This window comes from Nocardiopsis trehalosi NBRC 14201 (assembly GCF_001552555.1).
Classification (GTDB): Bacteria; Actinomycetota; Actinomycetes; order Streptosporangiales; family Streptosporangiaceae; genus Nocardiopsis_B; species Nocardiopsis_B trehalosi.
In genome coordinates this window covers 1-14,708 of the sequence record NZ_BCRK01000156.1, presented here as the reverse complement: position 1 = coordinate 14,708, position 14,708 = coordinate 1, and the positions used below count along the sequence as shown (strand labels likewise).

At 73.9% G+C, this 14,708-nt stretch carries 10 protein-coding genes and 1 pseudogene; all 11 read left to right on the top strand.

What is annotated here, in order from left to right:
* Positions 1-244: 244 nt before the first annotated feature.
* Positions 245-1,636 carry a diaminopimelate decarboxylase gene (lysA, locus tag NT8_RS21880; RefSeq protein ID WP_067972898.1) on the top strand — a complete coding sequence of 464 codons (1,392 nt, stop codon included), beginning with the start codon at positions 245-247 and terminating at the stop codon, positions 1,634-1,636.
* Between the two features lie 79 nt (positions 1,637-1,715).
* Positions 1,716-3,014 carry a homoserine dehydrogenase gene (locus NT8_RS21875; RefSeq protein WP_067972895.1) on the top strand — a complete coding sequence of 433 codons (1,299 nt, stop codon included), beginning with the start codon at positions 1,716-1,718 and terminating at the stop codon, positions 3,012-3,014.
* A gap of 257 nt (positions 3,015-3,271) precedes the next feature.
* On the top strand, positions 3,272-4,330 hold the full coding sequence (thrC, locus tag NT8_RS21870) for a threonine synthase (protein ID WP_174549616.1): 1,059 nt from the start codon (positions 3,272-3,274) through the stop codon (positions 4,328-4,330).
* A 59-nt stretch (positions 4,331-4,389) separates the two neighbouring features.
* A complete protein-coding gene (gene thrB / locus NT8_RS21865; RefSeq protein ID WP_174549615.1) occupies positions 4,390-5,367 on the top strand; it encodes a homoserine kinase in 978 nt (325 codons plus the stop codon).
* 434 nt (positions 5,368-5,801) lie between these two features.
* Complete coding sequence (rho, locus tag NT8_RS21860; RefSeq protein WP_067972886.1) at positions 5,802-7,802, top strand: transcription termination factor Rho; 2,001 nt, start codon at positions 5,802-5,804, stop codon at positions 7,800-7,802.
* Between the two features lie 170 nt (positions 7,803-7,972).
* Positions 7,973-9,751 carry an L-lactate permease gene (locus NT8_RS21855; RefSeq protein ID WP_067972883.1) on the top strand — a complete coding sequence of 593 codons (1,779 nt, stop codon included), beginning with the start codon at positions 7,973-7,975 and terminating at the stop codon, positions 9,749-9,751.
* Positions 9,752-9,828: 77 nt separating this feature from the next.
* The gene (locus tag NT8_RS21850; protein WP_067972878.1) at positions 9,829-11,085 is read left to right on the top strand and encodes a serine hydrolase domain-containing protein; all 1,257 of its coding nucleotides are present in this window, start codon (positions 9,829-9,831) and stop codon (positions 11,083-11,085) included.
* A gap of 163 nt (positions 11,086-11,248) precedes the next feature.
* On the top strand, positions 11,249-11,458 hold the full coding sequence (gene rpmE / locus NT8_RS21845) for a 50S ribosomal protein L31 (protein WP_067972876.1): 210 nt from the start codon (positions 11,249-11,251) through the stop codon (positions 11,456-11,458).
* Positions 11,459-11,586: 128 nt separating this feature from the next.
* Complete coding sequence (prfA, locus tag NT8_RS21840) at positions 11,587-12,654, top strand: peptide chain release factor 1 (protein ID WP_067972901.1); 1,068 nt, start codon at positions 11,587-11,589, stop codon at positions 12,652-12,654.
* A complete protein-coding gene (gene prmC / locus NT8_RS21835) occupies positions 12,651-13,511 on the top strand; it encodes a peptide chain release factor N(5)-glutamine methyltransferase (protein ID WP_067972873.1) in 861 nt (286 codons plus the stop codon). The genes prfA and prmC overlap by 4 nt, the downstream gene beginning before the upstream one ends.
* Before the next feature lie 57 nt (positions 13,512-13,568).
* Positions 13,569-14,217 (top strand): annotated as a pseudogene (locus NT8_RS31505) (L-threonylcarbamoyladenylate synthase); the annotation flags it as partial.
* Positions 14,218-14,708 lie beyond the last annotated feature (491 nt).

Here is a 14,708-nt window from a genome sequence, read left to right as displayed (position 1 = left end):
CCGTTCCCGACAAGGCGCCGGTCGCTCCCGTGTGAGGGGCGGCCGTTCCCGACAAGGCGCCGGTCGCTCCCGTGTGAGGGGCGGCCGTTCCCGACGGGGCGCCGGCCCCCGTGTGGGGGCCGGGCGTTCCTGACCGGGGGGCCGGGGGGCCGCCCGTTGGCAGGGGCGGGTGCCTCTGTCCGGGGGCGGGCTTCGGGGCGGAGCGGATCACCAGCAGCCATCGAACAGTCGAGAGTCCACGCCCATGAGCCGTTACGCCCACCCCGCCGGTCCGCGCCACGCCGACGTGCTGCCCGAGGACAACCCGCCGCGCCCGCCGCACGACCTCATCGAACTCGACCCCCGGGTGTGGCCCGCCACCGCGCGGCGCGTCGACGGTGAACTCGTGCTGGGCGGGGTCGGCGCGTCCGCCCTCGCCGCCGAGCACGGCACCGCCCTGTACGTCCTCGACGAGGACGACTTCCGCGCCCGCGCCCGCGACTACCGCACCGCCTTCAGCGACGCCGACGCCGACGTGTACTACGCCGGCAAGGCCCTGCTGACCAAGGCCGTCGCCCGCTGGGTGCACGAGGAGGGCCTCAAGCTCGACGTGTGCAGCGGGGGCGAACTGGCCGTCGCCCTGGCCGCCGGGTTCCCCGCCGCGCACATCGGGATGCACGGCAACAACAAGTCCGAGGCGGAGCTGGCGCGCGCCATCGACGTCGGCGTGGGCCGGATCATCGTCGACTCCTTCGACGAGATCGAGCGCCTGGAGCGCCTCGCCGCCGAGCGCGGCCGCGTGCCCGACGTGCTGGTCCGCGTCACCACGGGCGTCGAGGCGCACACGCACGAGTTCGTCGCGACGGCGCACGACGACCAGAAGTTCGGGTTCGCGCTGAGCACCGGCGCCGCCGCCGAGGCGGTGCGCCGGGTGCTGGCCGCCGAGCACGTCAACCTGGTCGGCCTGCACTCCCACATCGGGTCGCAGATCTTCGACACCGCCGGGTTCGAGGTCGCCGCCCGCCGCGTCACCGCGTTCCTCACCACGATCCACGCCGAGACCGGTGTGGTGCTGCCCGAACTCGACCTCGGCGGCGGCCTCGGCATCGCCTACGTCCCCGACGACGCCCCGCTCGCCCCCAAGACGATCGCCGAGAGCCTGCTCGGCATCGTCCGCCGCGAGTGCGAGGCGGCCGACCTGCCGATGCCGCGCATCGCGGTCGAGCCCGGCCGCGCCCTGGCGGGCCCCGCCGGGGTGACCCTCTACCGGGTGGGCACCGTGAAGGACGTCGAGGGCATCCGCACCTACGTCAGCGTCGACGGCGGCATGAGCGACAACATCCGCACCGCGCTGTACGGCTCGGAGTACACCTGCGTCCTGGCGTCGCGGGCCAGCGACGCCCCGCCGATGCTGTCCCGCCTGGTCGGCAAGCACTGCGAGAGCGGCGACATCATCGTGCACGACCTGTACCTGCCCGCCGACGTGCGCCCCGGCGACCTCGTCGCCGTCGCCGCCACCGGCGCCTACTGCCACTCGATGGCGAGCAACTACAACCACCTGCCGCGCCCCGCCCTCGTGGCGGTCCGCGGCGGCGTCTCCCGGACCCTGGTGCGCCGGGAGACCGAGGAGGACCTGCTCCGTCTCGACGTAGGCTGACGGGGTCGGCCCCGCGGGCGCGGAGCCGGAGCCGCGGACCGGAGAATCACGACGTGAGAGAAGTGGGAGTCACCCCCCTATGGCGATGAAGGTGGCGCTGCTCGGATGCGGCGTTGTGGGTGCGGAAGTGGTGCGGCTGCTGGAGGAGCAGGCGGTCGAGCTCGCCGCGCGGGTCGGCGCGCCGCTGGAGGTCGGCGGGATCGCCGTCCGCCGGATCGGGCGCGACCGCGGTGCCGGGATCGATCCGGCGCTGTTCACGACCGACGCCATGGGCCTGGTCACGCGCGACGACATCGACCTGGTGGTCGAGGTCATCGGCGGCATCGAACCCGCGCGGTCGCTGATCCTCGCGGCGATCAAGGCCGGCAAGTCGGTGGTCACGGCGAACAAGGCGCTGCTCGCCGAGGACGGCGCCACCCTGCACGCCGCCGCCCGCGAGGCGGGGGTCGACCTGTACTACGAGGCGTCCGTCGCCGGGGCCATCCCCCTGCTGCGGCCGCTGCGCGACTCGCTGGCGGGCGACCGGGTGCACCGCGTCATGGGCATCGTCAACGGCACGACCAACTTCATCCTCGACCGGATGGACACCCAGGGCGCGGGCTTCGCCGAGTCGCTGGAGGAGGCGCAGTCCCTGGGCTACGCCGAGGCCGACCCCACCGCCGACGTCGAGGGCTTCGACGCCGCCGCGAAGGCCGCCATCCTCGCCCGGCTCGCGTTCCACACCCAGCAGGTCACCGCCGCCGACGTGCACCGCGAGGGCATCACCGAGGTCACCGCGGGCGACATCGCCAGCGCCAAGGCCATGGGCTGCGTGGTGAAACTGCTCGCCATCTGCCAGCGTGCGGCCGACGGCGCGTCGGTGGGCGTCCGCGTCCACCCGGTGATGCTGCCCCGCGAGCACCCCCTGGCGACGGTCACCGAGGCCTACAACGCGGTGTTCGTCGAGGCCGAGTCCGCGGGCCGGCTGATGTTCTACGGGGCCGGGGCGGGCGGTGCGCCCACCGCCAGCGCGGTGCTCGGCGACCTGGTCGCCGTCGCCCGCAACCGGCTCGCCGCGACGTCGGTGGCCGAGGGCGCGCACGACAGCGGGCTGCCCGTGCACCCCATGGGCGACACGGTCACCCGCTACCACATCGCCCTCGACGTCGCCGACCGCCCCGGTGTGCTCGCCCGGGTCGCCGAGGTGTTCGCCGACAACGGGGTGTCGATCAAGAACGTCCGCCAAGAGGGGACCGGCGACGACGCCCAGCTCGTCCTGGTCAGCCACCAGGCGCCCGATTCCGCGCTGGCCGCGACGGTCGAGCGGCTGCGCGGACTCGACATGGTGCGGGCCGTCGCCAGCGTGATGCGCGTCGAGGCGTTCGCCGAGGCGGGCTGACCGGGTGCCCGGCCGAGCGCCCCGCGCCCGGCCGGGCACCCGCTGTGTCCGCCGTCCCACCTGCCGAGATGGGGCAGGGGGGATGCGTGGCCGCACCCGGCGGGGCCCTAGACTCGGGGTGTCACGAGGCCGCGCGGGATCCCTCCCGCCGGGCGCGCGACGCCCGTCGGCGCACCCGCCGGCCGCCGTCCGCGCCGCCTCCCCGGGGGCCGACCGCCCCCGCGCACGTCCACCGTTCGAAAGGGCCTGTCGTGAGCATGCCACGGGCGTGGCGAGGCATCGTCGAGGAGTACCGCGACCGCCTTCCCGTCACCGACACCACCCCGGTCGTCACCCTCCAGGAGGGCGGGACCCCGCTGGTCCCCGCCACCCGGGTATCGGAGCTGACGGGGTGCGAGGTCCACCTCAAGGTCGAGGGCCTCAACCCCACCGGCTCCTTCAAGGACCGCGGCATGACCATGGCCATCACGAAGGCCGCCGAGGACGGCGCCAAGGCCGTCATCTGCGCCTCCACCGGCAACACCAGCGCCAGCGCCGCCGCCTACGCGGTGCGCGCCGGCATGACCTGCGCGGTGCTCGTGCCGCAGGGCAAGATCGCCATGGGCAAGCTCGCCCAGGCGCTCGTGCACGGCGCGAAGCTGCTCCAGGTCGACGGCAACTTCGACGACTGCCTGGAGCTCGCCCGCAAGCTCGCCGTCGACTACCCCGTCGCCCTGGTGAACTCGGTCAACCCGTACCGCATCCAGGGGCAGAAGACCGCGTCGTTCGAGATCGTCGACGCCCTCGGCGACGCCCCCGACGTGCACTGCCTGCCCGTCGGCAACGCCGGCAACATCACCGCCTACTGGATGGGCTACAAGGAGTTCGCCGCGGACGGCGTCTCGACGCGCTCCCCGCGCATGTTCGGCTTCCAGGCCAGCGGGGCCGCGCCGATCGTCAACGGCGCCCCGGTGCAGCAGCCGCGCACCATCGCGACCGCCATCCGCATCGGCAACCCCGCGTCGTGGGCGCACGCCGAGAACGCGCGCGACGAGTCCGGCGGGCGCATCGACGCCGTCACCGACCGGCAGATCCTCGCCGCGTACCGTCTGCTCGCCGCCGAGGAGGGCGTGTTCGTGGAGCTGGCGTCGGCCGCCAGCGTCGCCGGACTCCTCCAGGCCGTCGAGGCCGGGCACATCGAGCGCGGCAGCCGCGTGGTGTGCACGGTCACCGGCAACGGGCTGAAGGACCCCGACTGGGCGCTGGCCGGCGCCTCGTCCGCCACCACCGTCCCCGTCGACGCGCACGCCGCGGCGACCGCCCTCGGCCTGGCCTGACCCACCGCCCCCACCGCCCCCACCGGCCCCCCGGCCCCCGGCCCCACCGGAGAACCCGCATGTCCCAGACACGCCCGACGGGCGTGCGCGTCCGCACCCCGGCCACCAGCGCCAACCTCGGCCCCGGATTCGACGCCCTCGGGCTGGCGCTCGGCCTGTACGACGAGATCGAGGCGGTCGCCCGCGACGACGGCCGCGTGCGCGTCACCGTCGACGGCGAGGGCGCCGGCGAGGTCCCGCTCGACGGCACGCACCTGGTGGTGCGGGCGCTGCGGCGCGCGTTCGACGCCGCGGGCGTCCCGTTCACCGGTGTCGACCTGCGCTGCCGCAACGCCGTGCCGCACGGGCGGGGGCTGGGGTCCTCGGCGTCGGCCATCGTCGGCGGCGCGGCGGCCGGGCTGGCCCTGGCCGCCGGGGGCGCCGAGCACGTCGACCGCGACCGCCTGTTCGCGCTGGCCGCCGACATCGAGGGCCACCCCGACAACGTGGCGCCGTGCGTCTACGGCGGCCTCACCGTCGCCTGGCGCGGCGCCGCCGGCTGGGCGGCGCGGCGGGTCCCGGTGTCGTCCCGGCTGCGGCCGGTGGTGTGCGTGCCCGAGGAGCGGCTGTCGACCGAGGCCGCGCGCGGCCTGCTGCCCGAGGTGGTCCCGCACGGCGACGCCGCGTTCACGGCCGGTCGTGCGGCACTGCTCGTGGCGGCCGTTTCCGGCCAGCCCGAACTGTTGCTGGAGGCGACGGAGGACCGGTTGCATGAGAGGTACCGCGCACCCGCCATGCCCGCCAGTGCCCGGCTGATCCGGGATCTGCGCGAGCTGGACGGCCTGCCCGCCGTCGTCTCGGGTGCCGGTCCGACGGTGCTCGTGCTCTGCCACACCCCCGAAATCCCCGCCGCCGGTGATGCCGCGCGCGCGGACGGTGACACGCAAAACATTGGGGAGCGGGTTGATTCAATACGGGAACGAACGGGTACTGGATGGCACATACACCCCTTAAGAATCGATGCGGCAGGGGTGTGGATCAGTTCTCCCCGTTCATGAACCTGTGTCGAGGAATAGCTGTGGGCTCCGGTGATGTTAGGCTAGGTGAAGCACCAGATGCCCCGATGCGGGGCGTGTGCTCATCCGCCACAGTGGCTCCCGCGTCCCAAGCGCACGTGGTCTTCTCCATGAGAGCGCTGCGCACGGTGGGCACTGTGTCGAGTTCGCGGTCTTCCCGTGGCTCTGCCTACCCCACCGTTGTCGATTCCTCGTCCGGCGAGCACGACAGAATGGTCCACGGGCAGCACGACCGAGCTCATCGCCCCGATGTCTGGCTGTACCCCGAGCCCGCCGCGCTCGGGTAAGGGCCCCGTTCGACGGATCCCGACATCCACGTGGGGCAATGCCCGACCCGGCCCCCGCCGGTTCGCACCACCGGGCCGGCCGTACACGACAACATGACGGCCTAGCCCGCTCCTTGGGAAGGACCCTTAGTGAGCGACACCACCGAACTCCACACGGACGCGGCGGTCAGCACGCAGCAGAACACCACCGCGCCCGGTGCGGATTCCGGCGACTCCGCAGCTCCGGCCGCCACGAGCGCGCCCGCGCGGTCCCGCAGCCGTTCCGGCGGCACCGGCCTGTCGGCGCTGAAGCTCACCGAGCTGCAGCGGCTGGCGTCGAGTCTCGGGATCACGGGCACGGGGCGGATGCGCAAGAACGACATCATCGCCGCGATCGAGACCAAGCAGGGCGGGCCCGTCGGCGCGCCCGCCGCGAAATCCGCGAAGACCTCCGAGACCGGGGTCGCAGCGGGTAAGGTCGACGCGACCGACGGAGCGGCCTCCGGACGTCGCTCCGCGGCCAGGAAGGACGCGGGCGCCGAGCCGGCCCCGGCCGACACCGCGGCGGCGCAGTCCGATTCCGGACCCCGCGCCGCCGAGCCGGAGCAGGCCGACCGCGCCGAGAAGTCCGCACGTACCCGCCGCTCGTCCCGCAGCAAGCGCGGCGACGACGCCGGCGAGGGCCGGCCGTCGGATGGCCCCGATACCTCTACCACCGCGAGCAGCGTGACCAAGACATCGAGCACCCCCCAGAAGAGCGGCTCCGACTCCCCGAACGGCCAGTCCGGTCGGGACCGGCAGCGCAACCGGCGCAACAACCGCGGCAACCGCGAGGACGCCGCCCCCGAGCCGCAGCAGCAGGACAGCGGCCCGCAGGGCGGACAGAGCCGCGGCGGCGGTGGCGGCGCCCCCGACGACGACTTCGGCAGCGGTCGGCGCCGCGGCCGGCGGCGTGACCGCCGCGACCGCCGCGGCCGCGACCGCCAGGACCCGGAGCCCGTGATCAGCGACGACGACGTCCTGCTCCCGGTCGCCGGCATACTCGACATCCTCGACAACTACGCGTTCGTGCGCACCACCGGGTACCTGCCGGGCGCCAACGACGTGTACGTGTCGCTGGCGCAGGTCCGCAAGAACGGCCTGCGCAAGGGCGACGCCATCACCGGCGCGGTCCGCCAGCCGCGCGACGGCGAGCGGCGCGAGAAGTTCAACGCGCTGGTCCGCCTCGACACCATCAACGGCATGGCGCCCGACCAGGCGCGCAACCGCCCCGAGTTCTCCAAGCTGGTCCCGCTGTACCCGCAGGACCGGCTGCGCCTGGAGACCGAGCCGCAGATCCTGACGACGCGCATCATCGACATGGTGGCGCCGATCGGCAAGGGGCAGCGCGGGCTCATCGTGTCGCCGCCCAAGGCGGGCAAGACGATGGTGCTCCAGTCGATTGCCAACGCGATCACCGAGAACAACCCCGAGTGCCACCTCATGGTCGTCCTCGTCGACGAGCGGCCCGAAGAGGTCACCGACATGCAGCGCACGGTCAAGGGCGAGGTCATCCACTCGACCTTCGACCGGCCGGCCGAGGACCACACCACCGTCGCCGAGCTCGCCATCGAGCGCGCCAAGCGGCTGGTCGAGATGGGCCTGGACGTCGTGGTGCTGCTCGACTCCATCACCCGGCTGGGCCGCGCCTACAACCTCGCCGCCCCGGCGAGCGGGCGCATCCTGTCCGGCGGTGTCGACTCCACCGCGCTCTACCCGCCGAAGCGGTTCTTCGGCGCGGCGCGCAACATCGAGCACGGCGGCTCGCTGACCATCCTCGCCACCGCCCTGGTCGAGACCGGGTCGCGCATGGACGAGGTGATCTTCGAGGAGTTCAAGGGCACCGGCAACATGGAGCTCAAGCTCAACCGGTCCCTCGCCGACAAGCGGATCTTCCCCGCGGTCGACGTCGAGTCCTCCAGCACCCGCAAGGAGGAGATCCTGATGTCCAGCGAGGAGCTGAACATCGTCTGGCGCCTCCGCCGGGTGCTGCACGCCCTCGACACCCAGCAGGCCCTGGAACTGCTGCTGGACAAGATGAAGGACACCAAGAGCAACGCGGAGTTCCTGCTCCAGGTGCAGAAGAACACGGTCAACCCGAACGAGCACTGACGCCCGCGGACACCGTGTGCCGGCGGCCCGCCCCCCGGGGGGCGGGCCGCCGGCGCGTCGCCGGGCCCCGCCGCCACCGGGCCGCCCGGCCCTTTACCCGTCCCGCTCCGTGATCTAGGGTGCGCAGGGAGTGCATACCGTGTACACCCGACCCCCAGGAGTGGAACGGCATGGACGGCCTCGCCCTGCTGGCCCTGTGCGCCCTCGCGCCCATCCTCACCGTCGGCGTCCTGCTGGTCGGCCTGCGCTGGCCCGCCAAGTACGCCATGCCCGCCGGATACGCCGTCGTGGTGGCCGTCGCCCTCACCGTGTGGCGGGTGGAGTGGCAGGCGGTGGCCGCCTCCACCGTCCAGGGCCTGATCCTCGCCCTCGGGCTCGTCTACATCATCTTCGGCGCGCTGCTGCTGCTGGCGACGCTGACCACCGGCGGCGCCATCCGGACCATCCGCCGGACCTTCACCGACATCAGCCCCGACCGCCGGGTGCAGGCCGTCATCATCGGCTGGCTGTTCGGCGGCTTCATCGAGGGCGCCTCCGGGTTCGGCACCCCCGCCGCCATCGTGGCCCCGCTGCTGCTCGCGCTCGGCTTCCCCGCGATGGCCGCGGTCATGGTCGGCCTGGTCATCCAGAGCACCCCGGTCAGCTTCGGCGCCGTGGGCACCCCCATCCTCGTCGGCGTCGACGGCGGCCTGGCCGGCGCGCCGCAGGTGGCCGAGCGCGCCGCCGCCCTCGGCCTCACGGTGCCCGGCCTGGTCGAGCACATCGGGCTGCTGACCGTGCTGCTGCACGCCGTCTGCGGCACCCTCATCCCGGTCTTCCTCTGCTGCATGCTCTGCGGCTTCTACGGCGGCCGGTTCGCGGACGGCCTGCGCGTATGGCGGTTCGCCCTGTTCGCCGCGTTCGCGATGACCCTCCCCTCGGTCGCCTACAACGCCTTCCTCGGTGTGGAGTTCACCTCACTGCTGGGCGGGCTCACCGGGCTGCTGATCGTCGTCGCGGCCGCCCGCCGCGGGTTCCTGCTGCCGGCCGAGCCGTGGGACTTCCCGCCGCGCGCCCGCTGGAACGACCGGTGGAACGGCGCCATCGACCCCGGCGCCGGCGAGCCCGACCACGACGGCGCCCCGCGCATCGGCCTGCTGCGCGCCTGGGCGCCCTACCTGCTGGCCGCCGGGCTGCTCGTCCTCACCCGTGTGGTGCCGCCGCTGACGTCCTGGCTGCAGGGCGTGGAGCTGCGCGCCGACGACCTGTTCGGCACCGGCATCGGCGACGCCGTGCAGCCCCTGTACTCGCCGGGCGGCGTGTTCATCGCCGTCAGCCTGGTGACCTGCCTGCTGCACCGGATGCGGCGGGCGCAGGTCGCCGCGGCGTGGCGCATGGCCGGCGGCCAGCTCGCCGGTGCCGCGGTCGCGCTGCTGTTCGCCGTGCCGCTGGTGCGGGTCTTCATCAACAGCGGGGCCGAGTACAGCACCGGCGGCCTGGACAGCATGCCGCTCACCCTCGCCGAGGGCGCGGCCTCGCTCGCCGGCGGGTCCTGGCCCCTGTTCGCGCCGTGGATCGGCGCCCTGGGCGCGTTCGTCGCGGGCAGCAACACGGTGTCGAACCTGATGTTCTCGCTGTTCCAGTTCTCGACCGGCGAGCGGATCGGCGTCGCCCCGGAGACCGTGGTGGCCGGGCAGGCCGTCGGCGGGGCCGCGGGCAACATGGTGACCGTGCACAACGTGGTGGCCGCCGCGGCGGTGGTGGGGCTGGTCGGCCGCGAGGGCGACCTCATCCGGCAGACCGTGATCCCGCTGGTGTACTACCTGCTGCTGTCGGGTGCGCTGACGTACCTGTTCGTGTACGGCATCGGCCTCAACGCGGGGACGGTCCTGCTCGCGGCGGTGGCGGCCGGGCTCGTCGCGGTGGCGGTGCTCCTGCTCCGCTCGGCGCGGACGGCGCGCACAACCTGACGGTATGCCCGCCACGGCGGCCGCGGAAACTCCGCGTATTCGCCAAAATCCGCTTTCCGTGCTTCGATGGCGAGCCGATGGACACGAAGCGATGGGCCGCCGTGGCGGGGGTCGCGGTGGCGGCCGCCGCGATCCTGGTGGCGGTGCAGACCACCCGGCCGCCCGACCCCGAGGACCTGCGCACCGCGTCCCGGCCGGAGCCCGACCCGCCGCGCATCACGGCCGAGGAGCGCATCACCCTCCAGCGCGAACTGAACGAGGTCGTCGCCGCCGGTTCCAGCGGCGCCGTCGCCGAACTCGCCCTGGTGAACAAGGACGGCACGGACACCTGGAACGGGGTGTCCGGCGTCGCCGACCGCGACACCGGGGCCCCGGTCGACCCCGACGCGCACTTCCGCATCGCCAGCCTGTCGAAGCCGTTCGTGGCCGCCACGCTGCTCCAGCTCGTCGGCTCCGGCCGGGCCGGCCTCGACGACACCCTGGAGGAGCTGCTGCCGGGCGTGGTCGACGGCGGCGACCGGATCACCCTCCGGATGGTCCTCAGCCACACCAGCGGCCTGTTCAGCTACAACCGCGACATGCCGCCCGTCGACGCCGACCCGCACCGGCGCTGGCGCCCCGAGGAGCTCGTCGCGGTCGCCAACGCGCACGGCCCCGTGTTCGCCCCGGGCACCGACGCCGCCTACTCCAACACCAACTACGTGCTCGCCGCCATGGTGATCGAGGAGCTGACCGGCCGCCCCTACGCCGAGGCGGTCACCGAGCGGATCATCGAACCCCTGGGCCTGACCGGCACCTCCATCCCCGCCGACTCCGAGATGCCCGGCCCGGTCATGCACGCCTACCTCGCGCTGCCGCCCTACGCCGGGGCCGAGCCGGTGCCCAGCGACATCACCGAGTTCAACCCCACCCGGTGGTACGGCACCGCGCAGATCGTGTCGACCGTGGGCGACGTCAACCGCTTCTGGCGCGGGCTGCTCGACGGCGAGGTGCTGGGCCCCGACATGCTCGCCGCGATGCTCGACGTGCAGGCCGTCGACGACGACGGGTACGGCTTCGCGCTGGGCCCCCGTTCCTATACGCTGACCTGCGGGGTCGACGTGTGGATGCACTCCGGCAACATCCCCGGGTACCGCAACTGGACCGTGCACAGCGAGGACCGGGACTTCACCCTCTTCCAGGCCCGCTACGCCGAGAACCCGGACCCGCCCGCCTGGGAGATGATCGAGCTGGCCATGTGCCCGCCCGACGCCCCCGAGGAGCCCGACCCCACGCCCACCGACTACCCCAGCGAGCCCGTCACCGGCACCGGCCGGGGCGAGGACGGCGGCTGAGGGAGCCGAGGGAATAGCTCCCGGTCGGATCCGGGTTGAAGGTCTGGCAAACTGGTATATCGACCGCCGCGGGACCGGTTCGCGCACGCCGCGGCCGCGGGCGCCCCGCGCGCCCGCCCGCCGTCCCCGTGCGTCCGGCGACCGCACCTAGCGAGGAGATCACGTGAAAGCCGACATCCACCCCGAATACGTCGTCACCCAGGTGACCTGCACCTGCGGGAACACGTTCACCACCCGCAGCACGGCCACCGACGGCGTGATCCGCGCGGACATCTGCTCCGCCTGCCACCCGTTCTACACGGGCAAGCAGAAGATCATGGACACCGGCGGCCGGGTCGCCCGCTTCGAGAAGCGCTTCGGCAAGCGCAAGTAGCGTCTGCCCGCGGCGCCGGACCGCGTCCCGCCCGAGGCGGGCGCGACCGGCGCCGCCATGCGTAGGTCCGGCGCCGCTCCCCGATGCGGGCGGCGGCGCCCATCACCGCCAACGACGAGGGACGCGACGTGAAGCTGGACGACCTCCTGGGGGAGTACTACGAGCTGGAGCAGCAGCTCGCCGACCCCGACGTGCACGCCGACCAGGCGCGGGCACGCGCCCTCGGCAAGCGCTACTCCCAGCTCACCCCGATCGTCGGCGCCTACCGTGAGCTGAACAAGGTCGAGAACGACATCGAGGCCGCCCGCGAACTCGCCGCCGAGGACCCGGCCTTCGCCGAGGAGGCCGAGGAGCTGGCCGGCGAGCGCGACCGGCTCACCGAGCGGCTGCGCCGCCTGCTCGTCCCGCGCGACCCCGCCGACGAGAAGAACCTCATCATGGAGGTCAAGGCCGGCGAGGGCGGCGAGGAGTCCGCCCTGTTCGCCGGTGACCTGGTGCGCATGTACCTGCGCTACGCCGAGCGCCAGGGGTGGAAGACCGAGATCATCGACTCCACCGTCTCCGACCTCGGCGGCTACAAGGACATCACCATCGCGTTCAAGAACCGCGGCACCCCCGAACCCGGCCGCGGCGTCTGGCCGCAGCTGAAGTTCGAGGGCGGTGTGCACCGCGTGCAGCGGGTCCCCGTCACCGAGTCGCAGGGCCGCATCCACACCTCCGCGGCCGGCGTGCTCGTGGTGCCCGAGGCCGAGGACGTCGAGGTCGAGGTCGACGCCAACGACCTGCGCATCGACGTGTTCCGGTCCTCCGGCCCCGGAGGGCAGAGCGTCAACACCACCGACTCCGCCGTGCGCATCACGCACGTCCCCACCGGCATCGTCGTCTCGTGCCAGAACGAGAAGAGCCAGCTCCAGAACAAGGAGCAGGCCATGCGCATCCTGCGCGCCCGGCTGCTCGCCGAGGCGCGCGCCAGCGCCGACGCCGAGGCCGCGGCCGAGCGCCGCAGCCAGGTCCGCACCGTCGACCGCTCCGAACGCGTGCGCACCTACAATTTCCCCGAGAACCGGATCTCCGACCACCGCGTCGGGTTCAAGGCCTACAACCTCGACCAGGTCCTCGACGGCGAACTCGACGCCGTCCTCCAGGCCCTCATCGACGCGGACACCAAGGAGAGGCTGGAGCAAGCCCAGTCATGAACTTCCTGCTCGACGAGGTCGCCCGCGCCACGCTGAGGCTGGCGGACGCGGGCGTCCCGTCGCCGCGCACCGACGCCGAGGAACTCGCGGCGTACGTGCACGGCGTCCGTCGAGGAGAGCTGCACGAGGTCGCCGACGCCGACTTCGACGCCCTCTACTGGGAGTGCGTGGCCCGCCGCGCCGCCCGCGAACCCCTCCAGCACATCACCGGCCGCGCCTACTTCCGCTACCTCGAACTGCGGGTCGGCCCCGGCGTGTTCGTCCCCCGCCCCGAGACCGAGATCATGGTCGGCTGGGCCATCGACACCCTGCGCGCCATGGACGTCGCCGACCCCCTCGTCGTCGACCTGGGCACCGGGTCCGGGGCCATCGCCATCTCCATCGCACAGGAGGTCCCGCGCTCGCGCGTGCACGCCGTCGAGGTCGACCCCGGGGCGCTGGCGTGGGCCGAGCGCAACATCGCCGCCAGCGGGCACGCCGACCGGGTCACCGCGCACCGGGCCGACCTCCGCCGGGCCCTGCCCGAACTCGACGGCCGCGTCGACCTGCTGATCAGCAACCCCCCCTACGTCCCCACGGCCGACGCCGCCCTGATCCCGCCCGAGGTGCGCGACTACGACCCCGCGCCCGCGCTGTGGTCGGGGCCCGACGGCCTCGACACGATCCGCGACCTCGAGGGCGTCGGCCGCCGGCTGCTGCGCCCCGGCGGCGCCATGGCGATCGAGCACGGCGACGGCCAGGGCATCGACATCCCGCGCCTGTTCCCCGAGGAGCTGGGCTGGCGCGACGTCCGCAACCGCAAGGACCTCGCGCACCGCGACCGGTTCGTCGTCATGCGGCGGGCCGACGGCGCGTAGCGGGTCTCGCATTCGTCTTCCGCGCCTTCGGGCGTCGATCGAGAGGGGTGATGGCAGGTGAGCCGCAGTTACGACTGCGCCGACGACCAGCGACGCAGGGAGGGCATCGCCGATGCCGCCTCCACCGTCCGGCGCGGCGAGCTGGTGGTACTGCCCACCGACACCGTCTACGGCATCGGGGCCGACGCGTTCAGCCCGAGCGCCGTCGCCGACCTGCTCAAGGCCAAGGGCCGCGGCCGCGACATGCCGCCGCCCGTCCTGGTCGGCTCGGTGCGGGCCGCGCACGCCCTCATCGAGGACCTCGGCACCCGGGGGCAGGACCTCATCGAGGAGTTCTGGCCCGGACCGCTGACCATCGTCTGCGCCGCCACCCCCAGCCTGTCGTGGGACCTGGGCGACACCATGGGCACCGTCGCCGTGCGCATGCCCATGCACCCGGTCGCCCTGGAGCTGCTGAAGGAGGTCGGGCCGATGGCCGTCAGCAGCGCCAACCTGTCCGGCCGGCCGGCGGCCACCACGGCGGCCGACGCCGCCGAGCAGCTCGGCGAGAGCGTCGGCGTCTACCTCGACGGCGGGCCGTGCGCCGACGACACCCCGTCGACCATCGTCGACCTGACCTACGCCGTCCCGCGGGTGCTGCGCAGCGGCGCCATCTCCATCGACCGGCTGCGCGCCGTGTGCGGCACGGTCATCGGCGAGTCCAAGTCGTGGCGGCGCCCCGAGGGCACCCGGCGGCGGGCCGAGACCGAGGAGTCCCCGACCGCCCCGTCGACCGCCGAGGAGGCGGCCCCCGGCGCGGACGGCGACACCGCCCCCGCGGCCGGCGCGGACGCGTCCGGCACGGGCACCCCGGCGGCCCCGGGCACCGGCACCGCCGCGACCCCCGCCGCGTCCGCGACCCCTGAGGCCACCGCGACCCCGGAGGCCGCCGCGGTCCCGGACGCCCCCGCGACCCCGGACGTCCCGGCCGCGCCGGAGGCCGCCTCCGGCGCCCCCGACACCCCGGCCGCGGCGCCCGAGACCGCCGCGCGGCCCGACCCCGCCCCGGCCGAGCCGGCGCCCCGACCCGAGACCGGCAGGCCGGGCACCGACTAGGAGGGCTCGCACAGGACCCCGGGCCCGTCCGTCCCGCCACCGGCGGTACGGACGGGCCCGCTCTCGTCGGCGGCCCGGGGGACCGCGCTCCGGCGGCCCCCA

What these genes read in the sequence shown, in the direction of transcription:
- lysA (WP_067972898.1), top strand. Translation starts at nt 245, where the DNA reads ATGAGCCGTTACGCCCACCCCGCCGGTCCGCGCCACGCCGACGTGCTG.
- NT8_RS21875 (WP_067972895.1), top strand. Translation starts at nt 1,716, where the DNA reads ATGGCGATGAAGGTGGCGCTGCTCGGATGCGGCGTTGTGGGTGCGGAA.
- thrC (WP_174549616.1), top strand. Translation starts at nt 3,272, where the DNA reads ATGCCACGGGCGTGGCGAGGCATCGTCGAGGAGTACCGCGACCGCCTT.
- thrB (WP_174549615.1), top strand. Translation starts at nt 4,390, where the DNA reads ATGTCCCAGACACGCCCGACGGGCGTGCGCGTCCGCACCCCGGCCACC.
- NT8_RS21855 (WP_067972883.1), top strand. Translation starts at nt 7,973, where the DNA reads ATGGACGGCCTCGCCCTGCTGGCCCTGTGCGCCCTCGCGCCCATCCTC.
- NT8_RS21850 (WP_067972878.1), top strand. Translation starts at nt 9,829, where the DNA reads ATGGACACGAAGCGATGGGCCGCCGTGGCGGGGGTCGCGGTGGCGGCC.
- prmC (WP_067972873.1), top strand. Translation starts at nt 12,651, where the DNA reads ATGAACTTCCTGCTCGACGAGGTCGCCCGCGCCACGCTGAGGCTGGCG.